Origin of the sequence: Bacillus sp. 179-C3.3 HS, assembly GCF_047229225.1 — a bacterium.
Taxonomy (GTDB): Bacteria; Bacillota; Bacilli; order Bacillales; family Bacillaceae; genus Bacillus.
Genome location: NZ_JBFEFT010000018.1, coordinates 1 through 24,276 on the forward strand (window position 1 = coordinate 1; position 24,276 = coordinate 24,276).

At 40.5% G+C, this 24,276-nt stretch carries 26 protein-coding genes and 1 pseudogene; 18 read left to right on the forward strand and 9 right to left on the reverse strand.

Annotated elements, in window-relative coordinates:
• The 3 genes and pseudogenes from AB1K80_RS11905 to AB1K80_RS11915 all read right to left on the reverse strand — a co-directional run.
• Positions 1-201 (reverse strand): annotated as a pseudogene (locus AB1K80_RS11905) (symporter); the annotation flags it as partial.
• Positions 201-404, reverse strand: coding sequence for a DUF3311 domain-containing protein (locus AB1K80_RS11910; protein WP_412856837.1), 204 nt, complete (start codon positions 402-404; stop codon positions 201-203). The pseudogene AB1K80_RS11905 and the gene AB1K80_RS11910, both read right to left, overlap by 1 nt.
• A gap of 234 nt (positions 405-638) precedes the next feature.
• Positions 639-1,256, reverse strand: a complete 618-nt coding sequence (locus tag AB1K80_RS11915) for a nitroreductase family protein (RefSeq protein ID WP_412856838.1) — start codon at positions 1,254-1,256, stop codon at positions 639-641.
• Positions 1,257-1,392: 136 nt separating this feature from the next.
• Between AB1K80_RS11915 and AB1K80_RS11920 the strand changes: the two genes are divergently transcribed.
• Both AB1K80_RS11920 and AB1K80_RS11925 read left to right on the forward strand, forming a co-directional pair.
• Positions 1,393-1,725: a winged helix-turn-helix transcriptional regulator gene (locus tag AB1K80_RS11920; RefSeq protein ID WP_412856839.1), complete on the forward strand. Its 333-nt coding sequence runs from the start codon at positions 1,393-1,395 to the stop codon at positions 1,723-1,725.
• A gap of 74 nt (positions 1,726-1,799) precedes the next feature.
• Positions 1,800-2,012, forward strand: a complete 213-nt coding sequence (locus AB1K80_RS11925) for a hypothetical protein (RefSeq protein ID WP_412856840.1) — start codon at positions 1,800-1,802, stop codon at positions 2,010-2,012.
• 37 nt (positions 2,013-2,049) lie between these two features.
• Here AB1K80_RS11925 and AB1K80_RS11930 read toward each other — a convergent pair whose 3' ends face one another.
• Positions 2,050-2,523 (reverse strand): Hsp20/alpha crystallin family protein, encoded by a 474-nt coding sequence (locus AB1K80_RS11930; RefSeq protein ID WP_412856841.1) that lies wholly within the window; start codon positions 2,521-2,523, stop codon positions 2,050-2,052.
• Between the two features lie 96 nt (positions 2,524-2,619).
• On the opposite strand from AB1K80_RS11930, the gene rarD reads away from it, so the two are divergent.
• From rarD to AB1K80_RS11955, 5 genes are all read left to right on the forward strand, one after another.
• Positions 2,620-3,525 carry an EamA family transporter RarD gene (rarD, locus tag AB1K80_RS11935; RefSeq protein ID WP_412856842.1) on the forward strand — a complete coding sequence of 302 codons (906 nt, stop codon included), beginning with the start codon at positions 2,620-2,622 and terminating at the stop codon, positions 3,523-3,525.
• 77 nt (positions 3,526-3,602) lie between these two features.
• A complete protein-coding gene (locus AB1K80_RS11940) occupies positions 3,603-3,884 on the forward strand; it encodes a hypothetical protein (protein WP_412856843.1) in 282 nt (93 codons plus the stop codon).
• Positions 3,881-4,231: a YojF family protein gene (locus AB1K80_RS11945; protein WP_412856844.1), complete on the forward strand. Its 351-nt coding sequence runs from the start codon at positions 3,881-3,883 to the stop codon at positions 4,229-4,231. The genes AB1K80_RS11940 and AB1K80_RS11945 overlap by 4 nt, the downstream gene beginning before the upstream one ends.
• 18 nt (positions 4,232-4,249) lie before the next feature.
• Positions 4,250-4,915, forward strand: a complete 666-nt coding sequence (gene bshB2, locus AB1K80_RS11950; protein ID WP_412856845.1) for a bacillithiol biosynthesis deacetylase BshB2 — start codon at positions 4,250-4,252, stop codon at positions 4,913-4,915.
• 182 nt (positions 4,916-5,097) lie between these two features.
• The gene (locus AB1K80_RS11955) at positions 5,098-6,306 is read left to right on the forward strand and encodes an MFS transporter (RefSeq protein ID WP_412856846.1); all 1,209 of its coding nucleotides are present in this window, start codon (positions 5,098-5,100) and stop codon (positions 6,304-6,306) included.
• 84 nt (positions 6,307-6,390) lie between these two features.
• On the opposite strand, the gene AB1K80_RS11960 is transcribed toward AB1K80_RS11955, so the two are convergent.
• Entirely contained in the window at positions 6,391-7,746 is a 1,356-nt protein-coding gene (locus tag AB1K80_RS11960) for an MATE family efflux transporter (RefSeq protein ID WP_412856847.1), read from the reverse strand.
• Between the two features lie 59 nt (positions 7,747-7,805).
• Positions 7,806-7,931 (reverse strand): hypothetical protein, encoded by a 126-nt coding sequence (locus AB1K80_RS11965; protein ID WP_412856848.1) that lies wholly within the window; start codon positions 7,929-7,931, stop codon positions 7,806-7,808.
• 79 nt (positions 7,932-8,010) lie between these two features.
• Between AB1K80_RS11965 and cdaS the strand changes: the two genes are divergently transcribed.
• The 8 genes from cdaS (at position 8,011) to odhB (ending at position 18,537) form a co-directional block, all read left to right on the forward strand.
• Positions 8,011-8,634 (forward strand): sporulation-specific diadenylate cyclase CdaS, encoded by a 624-nt coding sequence (gene cdaS / locus AB1K80_RS11970; RefSeq protein WP_412856849.1) that lies wholly within the window; start codon positions 8,011-8,013, stop codon positions 8,632-8,634.
• A 112-nt stretch (positions 8,635-8,746) separates the two neighbouring features.
• Positions 8,747-8,920: a hypothetical protein gene (locus tag AB1K80_RS11975; protein WP_412856850.1), complete on the forward strand. Its 174-nt coding sequence runs from the start codon at positions 8,747-8,749 to the stop codon at positions 8,918-8,920.
• A 434-nt stretch (positions 8,921-9,354) separates the two neighbouring features.
• The gene (locus tag AB1K80_RS11980; protein ID WP_412856851.1) at positions 9,355-10,656 is read left to right on the forward strand and encodes a LysM peptidoglycan-binding domain-containing protein; all 1,302 of its coding nucleotides are present in this window, start codon (positions 9,355-9,357) and stop codon (positions 10,654-10,656) included.
• A gap of 85 nt (positions 10,657-10,741) precedes the next feature.
• Positions 10,742-11,314 carry a superoxide dismutase family protein gene (locus tag AB1K80_RS11985; protein ID WP_412856907.1) on the forward strand — a complete coding sequence of 191 codons (573 nt, stop codon included), beginning with the start codon at positions 10,742-10,744 and terminating at the stop codon, positions 11,312-11,314.
• A gap of 89 nt (positions 11,315-11,403) precedes the next feature.
• The gene (locus tag AB1K80_RS11990; RefSeq protein WP_412856852.1) at positions 11,404-12,282 is read left to right on the forward strand and encodes an ATP-binding protein; all 879 of its coding nucleotides are present in this window, start codon (positions 11,404-11,406) and stop codon (positions 12,280-12,282) included.
• 11 nt (positions 12,283-12,293) lie between these two features.
• On the forward strand, positions 12,294-14,210 hold the full coding sequence (locus AB1K80_RS11995) for a vWA domain-containing protein (protein ID WP_412856853.1): 1,917 nt from the start codon (positions 12,294-12,296) through the stop codon (positions 14,208-14,210).
• 224 nt (positions 14,211-14,434) lie between these two features.
• Positions 14,435-17,266 (forward strand): 2-oxoglutarate dehydrogenase E1 component, encoded by a 2,832-nt coding sequence (gene sucA, locus AB1K80_RS12000; protein ID WP_412856854.1) that lies wholly within the window; start codon positions 14,435-14,437, stop codon positions 17,264-17,266.
• Positions 17,267-17,280: 14 nt separating this feature from the next.
• Entirely contained in the window at positions 17,281-18,537 is a 1,257-nt protein-coding gene (odhB, locus tag AB1K80_RS12005) for a 2-oxoglutarate dehydrogenase complex dihydrolipoyllysine-residue succinyltransferase (RefSeq protein WP_412856855.1), read from the forward strand.
• Positions 18,538-18,676: 139 nt separating this feature from the next.
• Here the strand turns inward: odhB and AB1K80_RS12010 are convergent, their stop codons facing one another.
• From AB1K80_RS12010 to AB1K80_RS12020, 3 genes are all read right to left on the reverse strand, one after another.
• Positions 18,677-19,498, reverse strand: coding sequence for a superoxide dismutase (locus tag AB1K80_RS12010; RefSeq protein ID WP_412856856.1), 822 nt, complete (start codon positions 19,496-19,498; stop codon positions 18,677-18,679).
• Entirely contained in the window at positions 19,491-21,368 is a 1,878-nt protein-coding gene (locus AB1K80_RS12015; protein ID WP_412856857.1) for a prenyltransferase/squalene oxidase repeat-containing protein, read from the reverse strand. The genes AB1K80_RS12010 and AB1K80_RS12015 overlap by 8 nt, the downstream gene beginning before the upstream one ends.
• A gap of 107 nt (positions 21,369-21,475) precedes the next feature.
• On the reverse strand, positions 21,476-22,954 hold the full coding sequence (locus AB1K80_RS12020) for an aldehyde dehydrogenase family protein (RefSeq protein WP_412856858.1): 1,479 nt from the start codon (positions 22,952-22,954) through the stop codon (positions 21,476-21,478).
• Between the two features lie 211 nt (positions 22,955-23,165).
• Here AB1K80_RS12020 and AB1K80_RS12025 point away from each other — a divergent pair, with 211 nt between their 5' ends.
• From AB1K80_RS12025 to AB1K80_RS12035, 3 genes are all read left to right on the forward strand, one after another.
• Positions 23,166-23,378: a DUF6501 family protein gene (locus tag AB1K80_RS12025; RefSeq protein ID WP_412856859.1), complete on the forward strand. Its 213-nt coding sequence runs from the start codon at positions 23,166-23,168 to the stop codon at positions 23,376-23,378.
• A gap of 49 nt (positions 23,379-23,427) precedes the next feature.
• On the forward strand, positions 23,428-23,565 hold the full coding sequence (locus tag AB1K80_RS12030; protein WP_412856860.1) for a DUF4025 domain-containing protein: 138 nt from the start codon (positions 23,428-23,430) through the stop codon (positions 23,563-23,565).
• A gap of 297 nt (positions 23,566-23,862) precedes the next feature.
• Positions 23,863-24,204, forward strand: coding sequence for a PH domain-containing protein (locus tag AB1K80_RS12035; protein WP_412856861.1), 342 nt, complete (start codon positions 23,863-23,865; stop codon positions 24,202-24,204).
• Positions 24,205-24,276: the final 72 nt, after the last annotated feature.

Sequence of the window (24,276 nt, forward strand, 5' to 3'; positions counted from 1 at the left end):
TAAGCCCAAAAAGGTATAGGCTGTATATAAGTCTGCCCCGACAAGGAACCAAACGAGAAGTCCACCAAACTTTCTTCCACCAACAGACCATTCTTCTACTGTCTGCCTTGAAGATTTGTCACGACCAGCGACAAAGCCGATCACTACGACAATGAAAATAATACTTGCAGTAATCAATAACGCTGTTAAATTTCCTTGCATCAGTCAGTTCCTCCATTTGAAAATTGCATCCTGTAAATAATAAATGTGCAAATCGGTGTAAGGACAATCCAAAGTAAGAGCCAGAAGTGGAAAAAAGGCAGCCCCATGACAAATGGATGAATCCGATTCACAAACGGGAGCAGTATAAGCTGTCCGATGAATGGAATCGATATGAGTAGTAGCATGATGAATTTTTTATTCATAGTTTCCTCCTGAAAGATTTGTAATTTCATAATAATAGCAGTTGTCTGACAAGATCACAATACCATTTTCAGAAAAAACAATCATTTTCATGAATATCATACTAATATAATGCTTTAGTTCTAAAAGAGATTTTTATATGAAGATTTAAAAGGGGGCATTTTATATCAATATGGAGAAATAATATATAAAACAAATAAAAAACCCCAGCTTGGTCACTGGGGGACTTTGTGATCTTATAGGAAATCAGAGACTTCTTCGATATCGAAACGATTGCTTTTGTGTGCTTCTTTTGCTGCTTTCCCAACAGAAATCAACATGACTGGTTCGTAGCGCCCGCTCACATTGAACTCTTTGATGTAAGCTTCTTTGCTAAATCCACCCATTGCACACGTATCATAGCCCATTGCTTTCGCTGCCAGCATGAGTTGCATCGCTGCCAATGAAGCGTTTGAGTAGGCTGCTTCACGTGCATACTGCTCGCTTTGATAAGCGCCGTTAATTTGGGTCATCAGAGTTTCTTTAATGTCTTCAGTAATGAATCCTTGTTCTGCAAGCTCGCTATAGATTTTTTCACCATTTTTATTTGCTTCTAGGTCACCTAATACAGCGATGACAGCGGATGCTTGAGATACTTGCTTTTGGTTGTAAGCAATTGGTAATAACTTCGCTTTTGATTCAGCGCTATGAAAAACAGTGAAATGCCAATGTTGAAGATTCCAAGCAGACGGTGCTTTTGTCGTAATGTCAAGGAGTTCTTTTAGCTCTTTTTCTGTCATTTCATGGGAAGTATCATACTCTTTTACTGAAGCTCTTTCTTTTAAAATTTCAATCGTTTTTTGATCGATCGCCATTGGATATTTCCTCCCGTTTCTGTAAATAGTATGGTACAATAAATAAAAAAGTGAGAAACTTACTTATTGTAACTAGAGCCATTTTAAATGGAAATGGGTTCCTTTGTCAATCAAACATGAAAAGAGGCTGAAATATATGGAATTCCAACTATGTCCACGCATTCAGCAGGCGTTTGTACTTCTCGGTAAAAGGTGGAATGGTCTCATCATCCATGTGTTGCTAGATGGACCAAAACGATTCAAGGACTTAACAGACATTATTCCATCTATTAGCCAAAAAATGCTAGCAGAACGTTTAAAGGAGCTTGAGCAAGAAGGAATTATAAAGAGAACGGTTGTGCCTGAGACACCTGTGAAAGTCATTTATTGTCTGACTGAAAAAGGGAATGCCTTAAGCGATGTATTCGGAGAAGTATCACGCTGGGCAGGGGAGTACGCCGGATCACATGATAAAAAGAAGCAAGCCTAGTTTTAGGTTTGCCCAAACGTTTTTTCTTCTGATGAATATGCTGATGTTAGGCATATGACAAAGGAGGAAAAGGCATGTACCCGTATACTCCGTATTTCCGAGGCGGAGCCCCTGGCATTCCGCCGCATGAATCCAGAGTCCCTTTGGTTTTTGGTTTTGGCGCTCCTTTAGTCGGCGGATTGCTTGGCGGTTTTCTAGGTAGTGCGATCTTTAATTATCCCCGTCCGTATTATCCGCCCCCAGGACCTGTTCCACCTTATGGCGGCGGATATCCACCTTATTATTAAAAAAAGAGTAAGCCTGCTTCGTACGAAAGCAGGCTTTTTATAATGGAATATCTATTTCAGAAATGCCCGGATCATCATGCTTTAAAAACATAATCTCCAAAATACCATCTTGGTAGGAAGCCTTCGTCCCTTTCCTTTTCACAGCGGCAGGGAGGACAATCTTTTTATGTGTATTCTCTTCAGGAAAGTGATCGATATATAAGAGATTGGCTGTGTGTTTAATTTTTACTTGATCTTTATTGGGATGCGTCAGTTCAATTTTTACAAATACATGATCTGTTGTCTCAAACAGTTCGATATTCGGTTCCTTTCTTTTCTGATCATCTGTTTCGCTTTTTTGATTGGTTTGAGAGAGAGGATCCTGAAAGGGGAACTGAGCAGAATAATTGGAGCCGAAAACACTTTCCATCACCTGATTGACATACTGCTCTACATCTTTTGGATCCGAATTCTTTAACGTTTCTTTTGAAAATTGCTTTTGAAAAGGGAATAGTCGGTTCCAGTTAAACATGCACATCATCCTTTCTAAATGCCCTGAATTAGTGTATGCCCATTCAGGTATGCGCGTGCTATAATATACGATAGGTTTTAGAAAGGAATGGTTAGCTTGAATCAGCAACAACAATCAAAAGGTGTTCTGTATACAGCAGCATCTTTTATCTTATGGGGACTATTCCCATTATATTGGAAACTGATGGATCATATTTCGTCAGGCGAAATTTTAGCGCACAGAATCGTATGGTCGTTTGTCTTTATGTGCGGTGTTCTCCTTTATTTAAAGCAAGTTCGGCCAGCCATGCAAACAGTAAAAGGTCTTATGATGGATGGAAAAGCACTGTTTTCCTTATTGTTATCTGCGATTTTAATTTCGGTCAATTGGTACGTGTACATATGGGCAGTCAATCATCATCTTATGCTAGAAGCTAGTTTAGGATATTATATTAATCCACTTGTTTCGGTCGTATTAGGCATCATCTTTCTAAAAGAACGACTGAATAAGGTCCAGACGATTGCGATTCTCATTGCCGCCGCTGGTGTGGTGATTTCAACGATTCAATATGGATCATTTCCGGTCGTTGCTTTCTTATTAGCCTTTAGCTTTGGTTTTTATGGATTGATTAAAAAAAGAATGGCCTTTACGAGTGCAATCGGTTTAACCATTGAAACGATGCTACTCGCACCGGCTGCCCTTGTATATTTATTATTCTTCTTAAAGGAACCAGTGGTGACGATGCAACCAAGCAGCTTTGGCTCTCTTGGACTCCTCTTCTTTGCAGGCGTGTTTACAGCTGTGCCGTTGCTGTTGTTTTCTGAAGGGGCGAAACGAATTCCGCTGTTCCAAGTGGGCATTTTGCAATACATTGCACCGACCATCACGTTGTTCTTGGGAGTATTTGTGTACCATGAACAGTTATCCGTGGCGAAGATTGTCACATTTATCTGTATTTGGATTGCCATCTTATTGTTTACGACATCACAATTACGCATGAAAAAAACGGCAAATTCTCATTAAGATCGAAAGCAGTTTGCTTTTTTTTGGAGACGGAACATGTCATAATAAGTTGTCAACAAATCTGTAGGGGTGATCACATGACACCAGCCGATGAGCTTGTCATCGCATACCGATCTTTATGGAAAAATCGTCAGCTTGATGTTCGTGATTTGGCATCTTTGAACGAGGCGATCCGTGATGATTTACTGGACGCACGTACTCATCCACGTGCAAGAAAATCATTACATGAGAAGTATGTGTTGGCTGTAGAAAGAATTTTAGAAAGCGCTGCTGTGCAAGACCATCAATTACAGCTGATCAGCTTACATACAAAAAATCTCCGAGAATTAATTCATAATGAAGGAAGGAACCACTCATGAAACCAATTCAAACGGAAGATGTCTCAGCACATCTTGCATCGTTTTTCAATCGCCCAGTATACATCCATCTGGAAACGACAACTGGCTCTTATTCAGCTCATATGAATGAACAGAATATGACAGTCGTGGCCTATATCCGCAATGCAAAAGTTGTTTATTCACAGGCGAAAATAAAAGGACAAGGTCCGTACCGTGTCGGGATGAAAACAGAAGATGGCTGGATTTACGCAGAAGGATTGACCGACTATGTATTCGATGAAAAAGGCCGTCTTCTTTTAGCAGGGCACCTGCCGGACGGAAAACTGGCCATCTCATTACAAATTAGTGAAACACCATTTCAGGTGTAAAAGAAAGGGTGACGAGTTTTGAATGAACATGTACTTGTAATGCTACCTCACCCCGATGATGAATCCTTCGGAGTCGCAGGTCTCATCGCACAAAGCAGAAAACGCGGAATTCCCGTCACGTATGCATGCGGTACGCTTGGCGAAATGGGAAGAAACATGGGCAGTCCAACATATGCGAACCGTGAAACGCTTCCTGAATTAAGAAAGCAAGAACTCATCAATGCTTGTAAAGAAATGGACATCACAGATTTACGCATGCTTGGACTACGAGATAAAACGTTAGAATTTGAAGATGATGAATACTTAGCAGATGTGATGGAAGAGATCATTGATGAAGTGAAACCAACACTTATCGTCACATTTTACCCAGGACACGGTGTACACCCTGACCACGATGCAACAGGGGAAGCTGTCATTCGGGCGCTTTATCGCAAGAAAAAAGAAGACCGCCCTGTGACATATTGTATGGCCATTACGAGAAATAGAGAAGACGTGATAGGGAAGCCTGACATCACGATCGATATTACAGATGTGGCAGATATTAAGATGAATGCCTTAAGAGCGCACAGAACGCAAACAGAAGGTATGCTAAAAGAACTGGAACAAAAACTGAAAAACAAAGAACCAGTCGTCCAACAATGGTTTGATGAAGAAATTTTCTGGACGTATCAATGGAATGACTAAATATAAGAGCAGCTTACTTCAGTAGGCTAGTGCAGGCAGTTGAAACGCATTCGGCTGCCTGTTTTTCATGACAATTGTATTGTTTGAATAGGTCTAACATATGACTTTTAGAAAGGAAATGTCACTTGAATGATTGATAGCGCTTACGATCGGTCAAGTGCAAATGAGGGAGATATATTCTAATGGCAAAGTTGAGGTTGTTATTAGCAGCGAATCTGATTTCAACAGTAGGGACTGGGGTCACTTCATATTTAATCATTTGGTTATTAGTCGATCAGTTAAAGCAGTCTGTTTTATATGGCATTTTAACAATGGTCACGATGATGTTTGTGTTCATTGCTTCTCCCTTTTTAGGGAGCTTAGTTGACCGGCACTCTCGGAAACACTTATTTCTTCTATTAGAAATAGTAGGTGCATTGATCCTCGTTGTATTTCTTGTTTTCTATCATACTTCACATATGGTGAATGTGATTCTTGTTGTTTTATTGATCTTGTATCATACAACCTATGATGCGATCAAATATCCAACCTTATCTGCACTCACGCAAGAGATGTTTCGTAAAGAGGAGTATAGTAAAGTAAATAGTAGCTTAGAAGTTCAAGGGCAAGCAGCGTTAATGATTAGCTCTGGATTGGCCGCGTATTTGATCGGTCATATATCATTTACCATCATCTTGGTTATAAACTTGATCACATTTGTTATCGCAGCGATTTTCATCTATAAACTTCCTTATCAATCAAATCATGAGATCAAACAACAATCGAATGCGACCAAAAGCGCATCCTATTGGGTGAATTTCATTTCATCACTACACTATCTTTTTAGGCGTAAAATTCTGTTTATTCTGTTATTAACGACTTTTGTTCCAAGCATCGTCATCATCGTCGCTAATTATTTAGATCCGATTTTTATTTATCAGTATTTACATGAGGGACCCTCAGTGATTGGTGTCGCAAATATTCTTTATGCGATCGGAGCAATTGGTGCTGGTTTTATTGCGTACCAAATGTCAAAGAAACTTGGAGACATTGCGGGGATTATTTTATTTATGATTGTCTTTGCTATTGCAACGATTGCCATTTTCCTCATGCCTCATGCAGTGACGTTTATGGTCGCAAGTCTATTCTGGGGAAACTCAAACGCAGCCATTAGAATTTTCAGGAAAAGTTATATGTTTCATCAAGTTGATAACGCATATATGGGGCGCGTGAATTCATTGATGAACGCATGTAAGTTATTAGGCCAAATTTCTCTCATCGGTATTTTAACCATCACGGTCGTGCCGGCAGGAAGGCCTCATGTTGGCTACCTCATCTTATTTATTATTGTGTTGCTCTCTCTACTTGTGACCACATATTTCTTTATGAAAAAAGTCCGCACAGTCAAATAAAAAATCAACCGAAAGAAGTCGGTTGATTTTTTAGGTGATCCTAAAAACGAAGGTACACGTCTATATCAGTTGTCTCGGGTGTTGTTATGCATGCTGTTTTTGATATCGTTTTTCAATCAATCGAAGCCGGCCAAAGAGGACAATTGCGCCAGTAGCAAGCCCAGCAATTAATCCGATCCAATAGCCAAATGCCCCAAAAGAAGTATAGGTGCCGATAAAGTAACCGACCGGTAGACCAATTACCCAATATGAAACAAAGGCTGCGATGAGTGTATAGTTGACGTCCTTATAGCCGCGAAGTGCCCCTTGTATCGGTGCTGCAACTGCATCAGACAGCTGGAAAAAGATCGCGTAAATCAAAAATTGCTGTGTCATGTGTAATACCGCTGAATCGGTTGTGTATAGCCCTGCAATCTCAGGTCTCAATAACATAATAATTCCTGCTGTACATAGCGAGAAAAGAACAGCAGTTCCAATGCCGAGATAGCTGTATTGTTTAGCATCCTGATAACGCTTCGCACCTACTTCATAGCCCACTACGATGGTTAATGCCATTGATATGCCAAGTGGTAAGATATATAAAATAGAAGCAAAGTTCATTGCTGCTTGGTGACTGGCGATGGTGACCGTATCAAAGTGCCCCATGAATAGGGTGACCGCGGCAAAAATACTTGTTTCAAAAAAGATGGCAAAGCCAATCGGTAAACCGATTTTCAATATTTGTCCAATGCGGGACGGATTGAAACGGGGAAACGTTTGAAACAAATGAAATGATGTAAATGGTTCTGCTTTCATCACAATCCACACACTTATAAGGAAAATCGCCCAATACGTCAAGGCGGATGCTAGACCAGCTCCGGCTCCGCCAAGTGCTGGAAAACCAAATTTCCCGAAAATCAATAAGTAATTGAGAACAAAGTTAATGGGTAGTGCAGATAACGTGATCACCATGGTCACACGTGTTTTCCCTAACGCATCAATGAATGATCTCATAACAGAATAGCCAAATAGAGGAATGATGCCAATCGCAAGGAAACGAAGAAAACCCTCCGAGATCACGATGACGGATTGTTCAAGCCCAAGACCGCCTAAAATATGAGGGACGGCAGTCATTCCAATTAGGATGACGACGACACTTAAAAGAAGGGATAAATAAAGGGCTTGTAAAACAGCTCGGGGAACATCCTCTTTCTGATTTGCCCCCATGAGCTGAGCGACAATTGGCGTAACAGCCATAAGAATTCCGGCAAGCCCCGTATAAACCGGCGTCCATAAACTTGAACCGATGGCAACCCCGGCAAGATCCTCTGCACTTACCTTTCCTGACATCACAGTGTCTAAAAATGTAATAAGTGAAAGGCCTGCTTGTGTAATTAATATTGGAATTAAAATGGTTAAAAAATGTGCGAATTTTGCACGAATAGTTGTTGTTTCTCTCATATTAAGTTCCTCTCTTAGCAACAATAACGAGAGGAATTATATCATGCTATGTAAAAAAATCAATTCTCCGTCGGATTGTTTTTTTTTGGCTGCTTCGTTTTTTTAAACATTTGGGCATAAATAAAAGATAGACTGACCACACCTAAAATACTGCAAGCGTATTGAATCACTTTTTGAATCGTCAAATCAGCTCACCTCCATACACATAGAATGCACACATTTTGTGATTTTATGACATAGTGAGCGAAGGAGGAGAATTATCAGATGATCTATCGTACCAACGAAGAAGCAACCTTTAAAACAGAGATGAAAACCCATTTAATACAGATCGAGATGGATACGAATAAAATCATTGAATCTATTGATCAAACAGACCAATGTCTACTGTGTGAGCTTGAATCATTACATGATCAATTTAATGCAATGCATGCAGAGGCCTCTTCGTTTTATTTACAATCGTATATGGAGGAATTCACTCCGGCATTTGCTGAATTTTCTATCGCGATTGAGCAACTATCAAAGCAAAAACACGGAGCACTTATCGTCATCCAAAGGCGAGACGAGGTAGAGAATTTCATTCAAAAAGGAACACCCCTACATGCAAGAATCAGCGCATCATTAATAGAAAGCATTTTTTACCCTGGAAACCCGCTTCACGATGGTGCTCTATTAGTAAAAGAAAACACACTCGTGTCTGCCGCAAATCTACTTCCACTCACATCAAAAAAAGTCAATCCATCTCTTGGCACTAGGCATCGGGCAGCAATAGGACTCTCTGGCATGACAGATGCACTTGTGCTAGTGGTGTCAGAAGAAACTGGCAAAATGTCGTTTGCAAAAGAAGGGGTATTATACCCGTTAACCGTAAAAGACCGAAGTCAAATGTAATGTTCAAAAGAAAAAAGTAGAACTTTCATTTTCTTCATCCGTATACAATGATATGAGGATAAATGGCATTCATTTTGTCATTCACACCAATCTAACAGGAAGGGGCGTAAATATGTCTACCGCCATCGTATCTATCGTTTCGATCGTACTCTGGATTGTCGTCATAAAGGAACTTGAAAAACCCTCAAAAGAAATGAGCGGACGGAAAGTATGTACTTTCATGTTTGCTGGTTCATTATCTACGGTCATTCTGACGATTTCATTTTTTCAGCATCATCTATTTTAAAAACATGCACATGCATGAATGAAATAGAAACAAAAAGACAGCATTCTTCAAGTGGAGGATGCTTTTTGTCATGCAGCGAAAGAAAAAACACGCAATTAAGTAAAAAGTCATTTGATACAGAAAAATTTGTCATGTAGAATAGAACTATAAAACTAGTAAAGTGCTTGTTTTGACAAAGTTCTCTACGTCAACTTAAAAATTCCTTAAAAAATGTTTATAAACATAGCGATCAGCCGATAGAAATGATAAGGCTTTGTTTTAGCATTTTGAGTTTGTTGCTCGAACCTATTTGATATTGCCCAATGTCTTCATGTCTAGTAATATAATAGAAATGAAGACAAAATAGTTCAAGAGAATCAGAACCATTAAATGCTAAACTCAAAACTAGTACATAAGTATTATTGAGTGAAATTACGAAAGGCGGAGATTCATCTATGAAGAAAAAAGTAGTAACCGGCCTCACAGTTTCAGCGATCGCTGGCTCGGCTGTCATTGCGGCTCCTGCAGAAGCACAGACGATCAAGGTGAAAAGCGGTGACTCACTTTGGAAGATCGCCGAACAGTACAATACAAGTATTTCGGAGCTCCAATCTCTTAATCAATTAAAAACAACCATGATATTTGCAGGACAAAGTTTGAAAATTCCTGGCGAAAAGAGCACGAAGTCTACCTCTTCAACAGCAAAGAAATCAAGTGCTCAAACGACATCTAGCTATACAGTTAAGCTTGGAGATTCACTGTGGATGATTGCGAAAAATCATCACATGTCCGTCTCAAGCTTGAAAAGCTTAAATAGTTTAAACAGTGACCTCATTCGTCCTGGACAAAAGCTAAAAGTATCTGGAACCACTACAAGCAGTAGTCAGTCTACTAGTTCTAGCTCTAAATCTAGCACAAGTCAAAAGTCAACAAGTGCGAAACCATCACCATCAGCTAGTACATACAAAGTCAAATTAGGCGATTCACTGTGGAAAATTGCAAACTCGCTCAACATGTCAATTGGTGAAATTAAAACATTGAACCAATTAAAGTCTGATACGATTTATCCAAATCAAGTTTTGAAGGTGAAAGGTTCAGTCGCGTCACAACCAAGTCAGCCGAAGCCATCTACGAAACCTAGCAACCAGACGTCTAATGGGAATCAATCATCAAGCAGTAAAGCAACTACTTATACTGTGAAGTCTGGTGATTCGTTATGGAAGATCGCCAATCAATTTAACGTGCAAGTTCAGTCGATCCGTACAGCGAACAGCTTAAAAAGCGATATGCTGAGAATTGGACAAGTATTGAAAATCAATGGCGCTTCTGGTTCTACGGGATCATCATCTACTGGAACAACGAAGCCAGCTACTGATAATAAAACGAGTGTCCCAATGAATGCGAAAATTAGCACGATGATTCAAGAAGGTAAAAAATTAACTGGAACACCTTACAGATGGGGTGGCAATACGCCTGCTGGATTTGATTGTAGCGGATTTATTTACTATCTCATCAATAAAGTTTCATCTGTATCTAGATTGAGCACAGCTGGCTACTGGAATATGATGACGCCTGTAAGCTCCCCGCAAGTTGGAGACTTTGTTTATTTCACAACGTACAAAGCAGGTCCATCTCATATGGGGATATACCTTGGTGGAGGAGATTTCTTGCATGCTGGTGACAGCGGAGTAGGAATTGCAAACTTAAGCAACCCTTATTGGAAGAAAGCTTACTTAGGGGCAAAACGATTCTTTTAAAAAAAGCCGATTTTCGGCTTTTTTTGTTTGACTTTTATACCGGTTGTCCATACTGATATTAAAAGGGGGACGACGTCAAATGAAAATGTTAAGATGGGCAATCGTGATGTGTTTGATCCCTGTCATATCAGCTTGTCAAGCACCACCGAAAAAGGAAACGACTGAAGAGAGTCATGAAGCTGTAGCACCTAAAAGAGAGCCAATTGTCACAACACTGATGAATACTAGTGGCCAAAAGATCGGAACCATTGAAGTAAGTGAATCTGATTCATCTGGACTCGACTTGCATGTAAAAGCAAAAGGACTCCCACCAGGACCACACGGTTTTCATATTCACGAAATAGGGATATGTGAAACACCGGATTTTGAAACAGCAGGCCCTCATTTTAACCCAACTCACCGAGAGCACGGTTTTGACAATCCGAAGGGGCACCATGCTGGTGATATGCCTAACTTAGAAGTCGGAGCAGATGGTCAAATCGATGTCGTAGTGAATGTCCCAAATGTGATGCTGCATGGGGGAGAAAATGAATTGCTGGCTCAAAACGGAAGAAGCTTTGTCATTCATGCCGAAGCCGATGATTACTTAAATAATCCGTCTGGAAATTCAGGAAAACGGATCGCCTGCGGTGCAATCACAAAAGAAATGGTAAAATAACAGAAGAAAAGCCTTTATGTATTGAGTGCATAAAGGTTTTTTTAGTATACTTGGTGAGGAAAATGATCGAAGAGAGGAATTAAACATATATGTTCAACCAACAATCACTCCCAGAAGAAATCCAAGCAATGATCGCAACGAAAGTAAAAGAGCTTGAAGAAGAATTTCGACCATTAATAGGAAAAGGCGGCTATGAATCACAAGATTCTTCTATTATAGAGGATGCGATGATCGCACTTGCACTAGGAAAGAACGTCTTACTGAAAGGACCTACCGGTTCAGGAAAAACAAAATTAGCAGAAACATTATCCGCTTTCTTTCAGCAACCGATGCACAGTGTCAACTGTTCAGTGGATCTTGATGCCGAAAGCTTAATAGGGTATAAAACCATTCATAACGATGGACAAGTCGCTTCAATTGAATTTATCGAAGGACCTGTCACAAAAGCAATGAAAAAAGGGCACCTTTTATATATTGATGAAATTAACATGGCAAAGCCAGAAACATTACCGATTTTAAATGGTGTTCTTGACTACCGAAAAATGATGACAAACCCATTCACTGGTGAAGTCGTTCGAGCAGAAGAAGGCTTTGGTGTCATCGCAGCAATCAATGAAGGATATGTCGGGACAGTGCCATTGAATGAAGCACTGAAAAACCGATTTGTCGTGATAGACGTACCTTATATTGGCGGAGATATTTTAAAGGAAGTCTTACAAACCCAATCTGTTTTAAAAGATGAAAAACAAATTGACCAATTTGTGCAGCTTTCATCAGATCTGATTACACAAGCGCATAACGGACAAGTGAGTGAAGAAGCTGCGTCTATTCGAGCACTTTTAGACACATGTGATCTCGCGCAGTATATCCCACCGCTTCGTGCAGTGGAACGGGGAATTGTTGAAAAACTAGAAGATGACCGGGAAAAAGCAGCGGTACGAAATATCGCCCAAACATTATTCGAGTGAGGTTCTGACTTTTGAAATTTATCAAATTTAATGACAGCAGAATCGATTCATTTTTATTTATGGAATTAACTGACCTAGCCAAAACACTAGCAAAAAGTGATCATGTCGAGCTTGAATACGGTGTTCAATCCTACTATGATCCTTTTGAAAAGAAAATTTTCATCAGTCATTTTTGGGATGACCGAAAACAAGAAGACATGATGGCAGGGCTGAAAAGTGATGTGTTTTTGCGTGCAGTCGGGACAGTTTACAGTGACTTGGCTGTATTTGAGGACATCATTCGCTACGCACACACACTAACAATACCGGATGTATGTAAACAATTGTTTATGCTGTTTGAAGATATCCGCATTGAAGAGCAGATTAAGCGTGATCGCCCAGGGACCAAAAAGGTCTTTAAGCGAAGAAGAGAACTTTATCGTCGTCACTTTAAGACCCAATTAACAATCAACCAAGAACGAAGCATCTTAACGGACGCATTGTTTTGTGCGATTTATGTCAAGCTGACGGCTGACTCTCCTTTAGAAGAGATCCCAGCGCTTCATGAACGGATCAATCCAATGATCCCGTTCATCGAATCGAGTCTTGAACGTGTATATGACGCAGCTTCAACATCTGACATTGCAACCATTGTGAAAGAATTGACCGAAGGCTTTGATGAACTTCTTGAAAAAGACATGTTGAATACGTATTTCTTTTTCCCAGAATTGGATTATGAACAAGCGGCAAAAGAACCACTGTTCCATGACTTGAAAAGAAAGCCGAAATTAAGTGAGGATATAAAAGTCGATCGGGAAAAAGATGGGGACGAAGACATTCACCAAGAATATATGGAAGTATGGCATAGAGAGACGGAAGCCCCATCAAAAAGCTTTCTCCAATTTGATTTGGAGCATGGTGGCAAAAGTGATCTCGGCAAGGACGCCGCAAGAGAAGGAGACGACGGGGATCAGGCACTTGGAACTGTTCAAGGCTCTGCAAAACAAACCCATCGTAAAGATTATACAAAACTTGAAGCATTAGAAGCGGCTGAAGGGGAAGAAAGCGGAGCAGATGCTAGTGAAAATGGGAAAGAGAATAAATTTGCCTTCCCAGTGATGATCTCGCCAGATTCTCCCTCACTGGAACAAATCGATATGTATAAGCAGCATGCAAAAGCCATTGAGCCATATCAAAAACGCTTAAAACAAATGATTCAAAAAACACTTGAGCATAAAAAAACATGGCCAAAAACAGACCTTCATGCAGGAAGGCTTAATAAAAAACTCGTTCGATATTTTACAGAGTCTAATCCGCGTCTGTTCTATAAAAAGCAAGCACCATCAACTCAAATTGATGCAGTTTTCACACTGCTCGTTGACTGTTCTGCGAGTATGTTTGACAAAATGGATGAAACGAAAAAAGGAATCGTTCTTTTTCATGAGGCATTAAAATCAGTTCAAGTACCGCACCAAATTGTTGGGTTTTGGGAAGATACAAACGATGCGACTGAAACGAGCCAGCCGAACTATTTTAATACAGTAGTGTCGTTCAAAGACTCTTTATTTGATAGTGGTCCTTCGATTATGTCACTTGAACCTGAGGAAGATAACCGCGATGGTTATGCCATTCGACAAATGACAAAAATGATTCTAAAGCGGAGAGAAGATCAAAAGTTTCTCATTGTGTTTTCTGACGGGGAACCAGCAGCTTTTAGCTACGAACAAAACGGAATCGTAGATACGCATGAGGCTGTTCTTGAAGCGAGGAAAAAAGGAATTGAGGTCATCAATGTCTTTTTATCCAATTCGCCCATTGAAGAAGCGCAAATGAAAACAATCCAAGACATGTATGGCAGGTTCAGCATTTTTGTACCAGATGTCGATACATTACCGGATGTATTGTATCCATTATTGAAGAAACTACTGCATAAAAGCATCGGGGCATAAGGTTTTGCCCCTTTCTTCAAATTATTTTTCGGAATGATTTAAATTTTTTGTTTTTCTTTGAATTTTTTATCTTTAATTGAACAAAGAATGTAGAAAGTAATCCAAAACAGTGGTAGAATATTATTGGAAGCGTTTTATTACATAAATTTGGTCATTATGTTCTGGAAGTTATATCGAGATAGTGTTCTAACACTTGATGATCAAAGTTGGGGGTAGTGTTCAAAATGTTTCAAAATGATGTGAAACAACCGTTGAGTTGGGAAGAATTTCATGGTCCGAACCTCGGCTATGTGCTCGAGCTCTACGATCAATATGTCCAAGATCCTAATAGTGTGGAGGAAGAACTAAGAGGCATATTTGATGAACTTGGTGCACCGCCGAGCGAAATGAAGGAGGAAATTGGGAAAAAAGAAAATAGCGTAGTTACTTCTGAACAAATCCAAAAGATAGCATCAGTCGTAAAACTGGCAGAAGACATCAGAACGTATGGCCATTTAAATGCTTCCGTCAATCCTCTTCGTAAAGAGGAATTAAAAGAGTTATTTCCTCTAAAGGAATATGGGTTAACAGAAGAAGATGTAAAGCATATTCCGATTTCAATTATCAGTGCAAATGCACCAAAACACATTACTAACGGCATAGAAGCCATTAATCATTTAAGAAACACGTATAAGCGTACCATTTCATTTGAATTTGATCACGTCCATGATTTCGAAGAACGGAACTGGATCTCAAGTTCTATTGAATCTGGTGAGCTATTTAAGAAAAAACCAGCTGATAAGCTAGTTTCAGTATTCAAAAGATTAGTAGAAGTCGAGCAATTCGAGCAATTCCTTCATAAAACGTTTGTTGGACAAAAGCGTTTTTCTATTGAAGGATTGGATGCACTCGTACCAATACTAGATGAAATTATATCAGAGTCCGTGACACAAGGGACTTCAAATATTAACATTGGTATGGCGCATAGAGGTCGTTTAAATGTGTTAACACATGTGCTGGGAAAACCGTATGAAATCATTTTCTCGGAGTTCCAGCATGCGCCTAATAAAGAGCTTGTGCCATCAGAAGGTTCTATTGGCATCAGCTACGGATGGACTGGGGATGTAAAGTACCATCTTGGAGCTGATCGTCAAATTAAAGACGAAGATACAAAGAGTGCGAGAGTCACACTTGCCAATAACCCGAGTCACTTAGAGTTTATTGACCCGATTATTGAAGGAAGTACACGCGCCGCTCAAGAAACGCGGACTCAAAAAGGGTATCCAGTTCAAGACGAAGAAAAAGCACTAGCTATTTTGATTCATGGAGATGCTGCGTTCCCTGGGGAAGGTATTGTGGCAGAAACATTAAATTTAAATCAATTAGTTGGATATCAAGTAGGCGGAACGATCCATATCATTGCAAACAATATGATTGGATTTACAACCGAAAGCAATGAATCACGTTCAACAAAATACGCTAGTGACCTTGCTAAAGGCTTTGAAATTCCAATCGTTCACGTCAATGCGGATGATCCAGAAGCATGCTTAGCGGCTGTTCAGCTCGCTGTTGAATACCGTAAACGCTTCAAAAAGGATTTCTTAATTGATCTTATCGGTTATCGTAGATATGGCCATAATGAAATGGATGAACCATCTACAACTCAACCAATGCTATACGATGCGGTCAGAAAGCATAAAACGGTCAAAAATATCTTTGCTGATAAACTGATCGAAGAAGGTCTTCTGACAAAAGAGCAAAAAGAAGAAATCGAGCAAGCTGTGACAACGAAACTAGAAGACGCGTATAAAAAAGTACCTTCTAAGAAAGAACGGACGATTCAAGAAATCGAACTGCCTGAGCCAGTATCTAATGGTTTCCCAGCAGTTGACACGTCAGTTGAATTTGATGTGTTAAGAAAGCTAAATGAAGAATTAATTAGCTGGCCGAAAGACTTCCAAGTATTCGGTAAGCTAAAGCGGATCCTTGAAAAACGTGCAAAGGTGTTTACAGATGACCGTAAAGTGGAGTGGTCACTTGGGGAAGCACTGGCATTTGCATCTATATTAAAAGACGGTACGCCAATTCGAATGACCGGACAGGATTCAGAGCGAGGAACTTTTGCACAAAGAAACCTTGTTCTTCATGACAGTCAAACGGGCAAGGAGTTTATTGCGCTCCATCAATTAAGTGATGCCAATGCATCATTTACAGTTCATAATAGCCCGCTGTCAGAAGGCTCTGTCATCGGATTTGAATACGGATACAATATTTACTCTCCTGAAACGTTAGTCATTTGGGAAGCTCAATTCGGGGACTTCGCCAATGCGGCGCAAGTGTATTTTGACCAATTTATTTCAGCTGGCCGCGCAAAATGGGGACAAAAATCAGGGCTCGTCATGCTCTTACCACATGGATATGAAGGACAAGGTCCAGAACATTCAAGCGGTAGAACAGAACGATTCCTGCAATCAGCCGCTGAAAATAACTGGACAGTTGCGAACCTTACTAGTGCGGCGCAATACTTCCATATTCTTAGAAGACAGGCCAAAATGTTACTACGGGAAGAGATTCGTCCGCTTGTTATTATGACACCAAAGAGTCTGCTTCGTAATCCGAACACATTATCTGAAGTTCAAGAATTAACGGATGGACAGTTCCAAGCAGTGCTGGAACAGCCTGGTCTTGTGCATGATCATGAAAAGGTATCACGCCTCGTTCTGTCGAGTGGAAAGGTATCGATTGATATCAGTGATCGCTTCACTCAAATGGAAGATCCAAAGGATTGGCTGCATATTGCGAGAGTGGAACAATTATATCCGTTTCCTGCTAAAGATATTAAAGCGATTTTATCGAAATTACCAAACTTAGAAGAAATCGTGTGGGTACAAGAAGAACCACAAAATATGGGGGCTTGGGGTTACATTGAGCCATATTTACGAGAAATTACATCAGAAAAAGTAAAAGTACGTTATATCGGCCGCAGAAGACGCTCAAGTACGGCTGAAGGTGATCCAACTGTTCATAAAAAAGAACAAGAACGAATTGTATCTGATAGCTTGACTCGCAAAAACTAAGGGGGAAATGAAAAATGGCGGAAATTAAAGTACCTGAATTAGCGGAATCAATCTCGGAAGGAACGATCGCACAATGGCTAAAACAGCCAGGCGATTATGTGGAGCAGGGAGAATACCTGCTCGAACTTGAAACAGATAAAGTCAATGTCGAACTGACTGCCGAAGAATCCGGTGTCTTAAAAGAAGTACTCAAAGATTCTGGTGACACTGTTCAAGTTGGAGAAGTCATCGGAATCATTGCAGCAGGTGAAGCTGGCGGAAGCGAGTCCGCAGCTCCAGCACCTGAGAACGCTTCTGCATCCGAATCTAATGAAGAACAGGCAGCTCAACCAAAAGAAGCGACGCCACAAGAAGAACCAAAATCTAATAACGGCAGAACCATCGCTTCTCCTGCAGCTAGAAAGCTAGCGAGGGAAAAAGGACTAGACTTATCTGAGATTCCAACCGTAGATCCGCTGGGCAGGGTACGAAAGCAGGATGTGGCTTCATATCAGAAGAATGAAGCGCCTGCAAGTGCACCGAAAGCTGCGCCAAAAGCTCATGCTGCGGTGCAAAATGAACAAGCAGGTAAACCAGTTGAGCGTGAAAGAATGTCACGCCGCAGACAAACGATCGCAAAACGCTTAGTTGAAGTCCAACAAACAGCTGCGATGTTGACGACATTTAATGAAGTGGATATGACAGCTGTCATGGATCTTAGAAAGCGCCGTAAAGATGCATTTCTTGAGCAAAATGATGTGAAACTTGGCTTCATGTCTTTCTTCACGAAAGCCGTCGTCGCTGCACTGAAAAAATATCCGCTTCTCAACGCTGAAATCCAAGGCGATGAGCTTGTATTGAAGAAATTCTATGACATTGGAATCGCTGTTGCTGCGAATGAAGGACTTGTCGTACCTGTTGTTCGTGACGCAGATAGATTGTCCTTTGCGGGTATTGAAAAAGAAATTGGTCATCTTGCCAAAAAAGCGAGAGACAACAAATTATCTTTAAATGAATTACAAGGTGGATCATTCACGATCACTAATGGTGGAACGTTCGGTTCTCTGCTTTCAACACCCATTTTAAACAGCCCACAAGTTGGAATTTTAGGGATGCATAAAATTCAGCTCCGCCCTGTGGCTATTGATGAAGAGCGTTTTGAAAACCGTCCGATGATGTATTTGGCTCTTTCTTATGATCACCGTATTGTGGATGGGAAAGAAGCGGTTGGCTTCCTAGTCACCATTAAAAACCTACTTGAAGATCCTGAACAGTTATTACTTGAAGGATAATCTTGTGTAGAAAAACTAGCCTCTACAATGGGGCTAGTTTTTTTAGGTTGTTTTACAAAAACATAGATGTAAGTAATTTTATTATGTAAACTAAAAACAAAAACTCCAAATAGGCATTTTACCTAAATGGAGTGGGATGTTAAAACGGTGTCCAGCTCACTAATTGGGCTTTCTTTAATCGTGCTTCTGGTTCGCGCCAATCGATCACGTTCCACCATTTATCAACGTACTTCGCTTTTTCATTTCGATATTGTAAGTAATACGCATGTTCCCATACGTCAAGAGCAAGAAGAGGGATGACGTCCCATTGTGAAAGAAGCTGATGGCGCTCTGCTTGTAAAATTTCTAAACGTTGTGAGCGCGGTGCCCATACTAAGATCGCCCAGCCCACACCTTCTACTTGTTTTGCTGCTTGAGAAAATTGTGCTTGAAAAGCGTCGTAACTTTCAAAGGATTGTACGATGAGGCGCATCATTTCGCCAGTAGGCTTTCTTTTTCCTGAAGGACTCATGCAAAACCAGAAAATACAATGTAAGTAATGACCTGCACCATGGAAGGCAAGCTCACGTTCCCAATGCTTGATCAGCTTAAAATCATTGGTTTTTCTTGCTTTTTGTAGTTCAAGCTCCGCTTTATTGAGACCATCAACATACGTTTGATGATGCTTTTGATGATGCAAATACATAATCTCTTTTGATATATAAGGTTCAAGTGCCTCGTACCGATATGGAAGACGGGGTAATTGATGACGACCAACCGCTACGTCACGAAGTGCTTCATCTTGTTTGATTTCGTCTGCAATGCTTTTAGCCAGATCGTACCAATCTTGCTCGCTGGACCGGTCATCATTCAATTGTTCATTTAAATCTTCAGTAAGCCGAGAAACGGTTTCATCTTGAGATACGGTTTGAATCGAAGTAAGCCACTCTTTCAGTTGCAAACGATATTCTTCTTTAGTCATTTAAACGCCTCATTTCATCTAAAAATGTAGAACAAGCCATCATAGGAAACACAAAAGGATAGCTATGATAATCAATATAGAATTGTTTTGGTAGACCAATTCCCACTGGATAATGCAGGGCGTCATGCGAATGCTGTTGACTCACTAAAAACTGGATGGCGCTTATAATGGCTTTGTCATTTGGTTTTTCATATTGCAGGAGTGCCTCTGTCGCCCAAGCGGTTTGAACAACAGTGCCAAATCGGAGCGGGACGTACGTTTTTACCTCCGCACTTTTACACGATTCACCGAAGCTACCATCTTCTTGTTGGATCTGTTTGATAAAAGCACAAGCCTTTTGAATCGCAGGGTGTGTGGCTGGAAGACCTGCGGCTTTTAATCCTGTTAACGCGGCCCAAGTGCCATAAATATAACAAACGCCCCATCTTCCATACCATGAACCGTTTTTCTCTTGATGATTCAGGAGCCATTTGACACATTGATCTCGTTTGCGGCGAATAGAGGGAGTTGACTTTTTCTGTTCTTCTAACCCAATAAGATGTAGCACACGCCCGGTAATATCGGGGGTTGAAGGATCAATGGCAGCATCCTCTGCAGATTCAAGCGGTAGATGACGCAGTAGGAAGTGATCTTGATTTTTTTCAAATGCAGAAAAGCCACCATCTCGATTTTGCATGGAAAGAAGCCAATCAAATCCACGCCTCCATTGGGTAGGGGCATACAGCTGAGGGATGGCTTTCAGTACAATTTGTGTATCATCACAATCAGGATTATTTGTATTTAAATCTGAAAACCCAAACCCTCCTGGAGCGACCTGCCGATTATGAATCGCCCAATCTGCTTTTTTCATTTGCTGACGATTGAGTAAGTACGTCAAAGACTTTTGAATCATGGGATGTTCTGGTGTTCTGCCTGCTTTTTGAGAGGCGTAACTGACTAAAGCCGTATCCCACACAGTGGATGTTGAATTTTCAGCATACATCACGCCCTGACATGTGGTGATGAGTTGTTTCATTCCTTTGATCGCTTTTTGGATGAGATGATGTTGAGAAGAAAAGCCAAGACTCATCAAGGCATAAACCATAAAAATCGATGCACTTAAATAACTGTAAAGCATACCATCTTTTTCTAGACGATCGAACATAAATCGTTTTGCCGCTTCATATCCGAAAAAGTCCAAGCGGCTATCAAAAGAGACATATGAACGCATATACGTAAGGAAGTCATGAGACGATCGTTCTTCCCTAGCCATAAACCAGTCAAACGGATTTTTAGACATGTTTTCATCGAGATGTGATAAAGATGGAAACGTTCCTTGTGAGGTATACCGTTTGTTAAGTGCAATCATCATCGGGACAAAATGAATTCTTGCATAGGCACTAAGGTGATAAAAATGGAGCGGGAAATATGTAGGGATCAGTAAAATAGACAGAGGGACATAGAAGTAAGGCCATGGGTGCATGCCATTGACCGCAAGCATCCACTTTGTCATAAAATGTACGTCCTTTAAACCACCTTTTGAACGAATATACTGTGCGGCTTTTTCCATATGGGGATCACTTTTTTGATATCTGCCAGAAGTGAGCATCGCACAATACCCTTGCACTGTTGCAGTGACATGTCCGGTTTGATCCGCATAGAGTGAAAAGGAGCCATCCTCATTTTGTTTGGTACGTATTGCTTCTGCCAAATGCCGAATCAATGACTTGTCAGGATCATCTACTGCGGTTAAGAGCATGATCAAAAAAGCATTTGTCATCATGGGACCTTCAAAGCAGAAAACAAAAGCGCCGTCTTCTCTTTGTCTACGTTCTACTTGTGTGTGCAATTCATGAAGATACTCGTTTACCTTCGCTTCGAAAACGTGCATGATTCGTTCAAGCTCCTTTCTTTTCACACTATATTCACGCGGCAGCCTGTCACATGCAAACACAAAAAAGCCGATGACGAATCACCGGCTCTTACGCAATATTTGTCTTACAGATGAATCCAAACGCTTTTGACTTCTGTGTAGTTGTTAAGAGCGTATGAACCCATTTCTCTACCAAGACCTGATTGTTTATAACCTCCAAATGGAGAGGCAGCATCAAAGACATTGTAGCAGTTAACCCATACCGTTCCTGCTTCAAGGCGGGCTGCGATATCATGGGCGTGTTTTAAGTTTTCCGTCCAAAGACCTGCGGCAAGTCCATATTCTGAGTGATTGGCTCGTTCGACCACTTCGTCGATCGAATCGTAAGGAATCGCCGAAAGAACAGGTCCAAAAATCTCTTCTTTTGCAATGGTCATGTCATCTTCCACATCTTTAAATACAGTAGGAGAGACGAAATAACCGGCTTCATAAGGACAATCACCACCCGTAACAGCTGTTGCACCTTCTGATTTTCCTTTTTCGATATAGCCTAATACCCGTTCATGTTGCTCCTGACTGACAAGTGGGCCAATTTGTGTGTCTTGATGAAGGCCAGCGCCTTGTTTTAATGTCGAAGCATACTGAGCCATTTGATCGACCACTTCTTCGTATTGGCTACGATGAATAAACACTCTTGATCCCGCACAGCATACTTGACCTTGGTTAAACATGACACCGTTTAATGCACCTGGAATGGCCTTTTTCAAATCAGCATCTGGTAAAATGATATTCGGTGATTTTCCGCCAAGCTCTAGTGTGACACGTTTGATTGATTTTGCGGCTTTTTCCATAATTAATTTCCCAACACTTGTGGAGCCTGTGAAAGCCAGTTTGTTGACATCAGGATGATCGGTTAATGCTTCACCAGCTGTTTCACCGAAACCAGGGACAATGTTAATGACGCCATCTGGGAACCCAACCTGATCGACCAAAGTGGCTAAGTATAGAGCAGAGAGCGGTGTTTGCTCAGCTGGTTTTAACACAATGGTACAGCCTGTTGCAAGGGCAGCACCCATTTTCCACATTGCCATCAGAAGAGGGAAGTTCCATGGAATAATTTGCCCCACAACGCCTACAGGTTCATGGCGCGTATAATTAAAATACTCTTCACTCACAGGAATGGTTTGTCCAGTCATTTTGGTCGCCCATCCTGCGTAATATCGCATGTGCTCAATGGCAAGAGGCACATCTGCATTGGTCGTTTCATTAATTGGTTTGCCATTATCTAACGTTTCTAGTTGTGCAAGCTCTTGCTGATGTTCTTCTATTAAATCTGCGAGTTTAAACATGAGGCGAGCGCGCTCAGAAGCTGCCATTGAACGCCAAGGTCCATAAAAGGCACTTTTCGCAGCTTTTACAGCAGCATCAATGTCTTTTGCTCCTGCTTCATAGACGTCAATAAGGGTTTCTCCTGTGGCTGGGTTCGGTGTGGAAAATGTTTTGTCATCATGACTTGTGACAAATTGGCCGTTGATGTAGAGTTTTTTCGTTCCTTGGAGAAAAGATTCAAGTGTTGAACTAATTTGAAGTGTTGTAGAGCTCATACGTAAACAAACCTCCTAAAAGATATGGATTGTTCTGTGAGTTCTAGGTGAAAACAGTGGTCATCATGAAATGGAACATATATACGCATAATTGAAAACGTATACATTCATGATATTATACGACTGGAGGGAATGCAATCCATAACACTCTTTGCAATTCACGAAAAATTGGCTACAATACATGTATAGATAAAAAAGGAGTTTTTAAAACATGATCCATCAAAACTGGCAATCGGCTAAAACGTTAAAACAAGTGAAATGTATACATACGGACGCGAAAAAATATATGGTCAACCGCGCTTTAACAGTTGGAAACACATATGATGTGAAAAATGAAACCGAAGAATTCCTTTTTGTGCTTGATAATACCGGTAAAGTAGGCGGGTATTATAAAGAGTATTTCAAGGACCTTTCAGCTGAATGATTTAGATGATTATCACCCATACTAATCAAAACAGTAAAGGGTGATGATCATGAAAAAACAACCAGAAGATGTGCAACAAAATCAACAGGCATGGCATGATGCAGAAGATGTAGATATGGCAATTACACTTGAACAAATTTCAGATGTATATGCCGAAGGAACGATAGATACACCCAAAGATGAATAGTCATCCAAAAAACAGTGATTGATTGTGATCACTGTTTTTTTATCCATCTCTTATTTGAAGAAAGAACAATAAAAAATATTTTCCAAAAATAACTGAAACTTTTCACTTGATTTAACTGTCTTACTAAGTAGAGAAAAGCGCATCAAATAACTGAGGAAAAGTTAAATGAAATTTAATCTATTCGTAATGGAATCAGGGCCTTTTATAGCGTATTCTATAAGTGAGAACAAAACGTATCCACAATGCCGTGTGGCCGTTTTTTCATAAAGGAATTTGATGCAGGAAGAGGGGGTTTACGTGGGTATTTTTTCTGTCAGTAAACAAAATGATCATAAAAAATTCGAATCCTTGCTGATTGAAGGAGAGCGAATTGAGGCTGTTTACAGACTGCGTCACGACCAAATTTGTTTCACCAATAAACGATTGATCTTTGGCGATAACCGCGTATTTTCTAAGAAGAAAGTCAGGGTCTCCTTACCGTATCGATCAATTCATAGTTTTGCCATTCAAGAAGCCGGCGTGTTTGATCAGGACACAGGAATGCTGCTAGTCACTAGCTCCAAAGTTTTTGAACTAGATTTCTCTAAAGATACCGATTTAAGTGATGTGCAAGCCATTTTAACAAAGCATCTTTGTTAATCACTGTGATGATATAGATCACAGGCACTTTTCTTATTTTTTCTATTTCATTCATGACTTGACTTGAGCCTT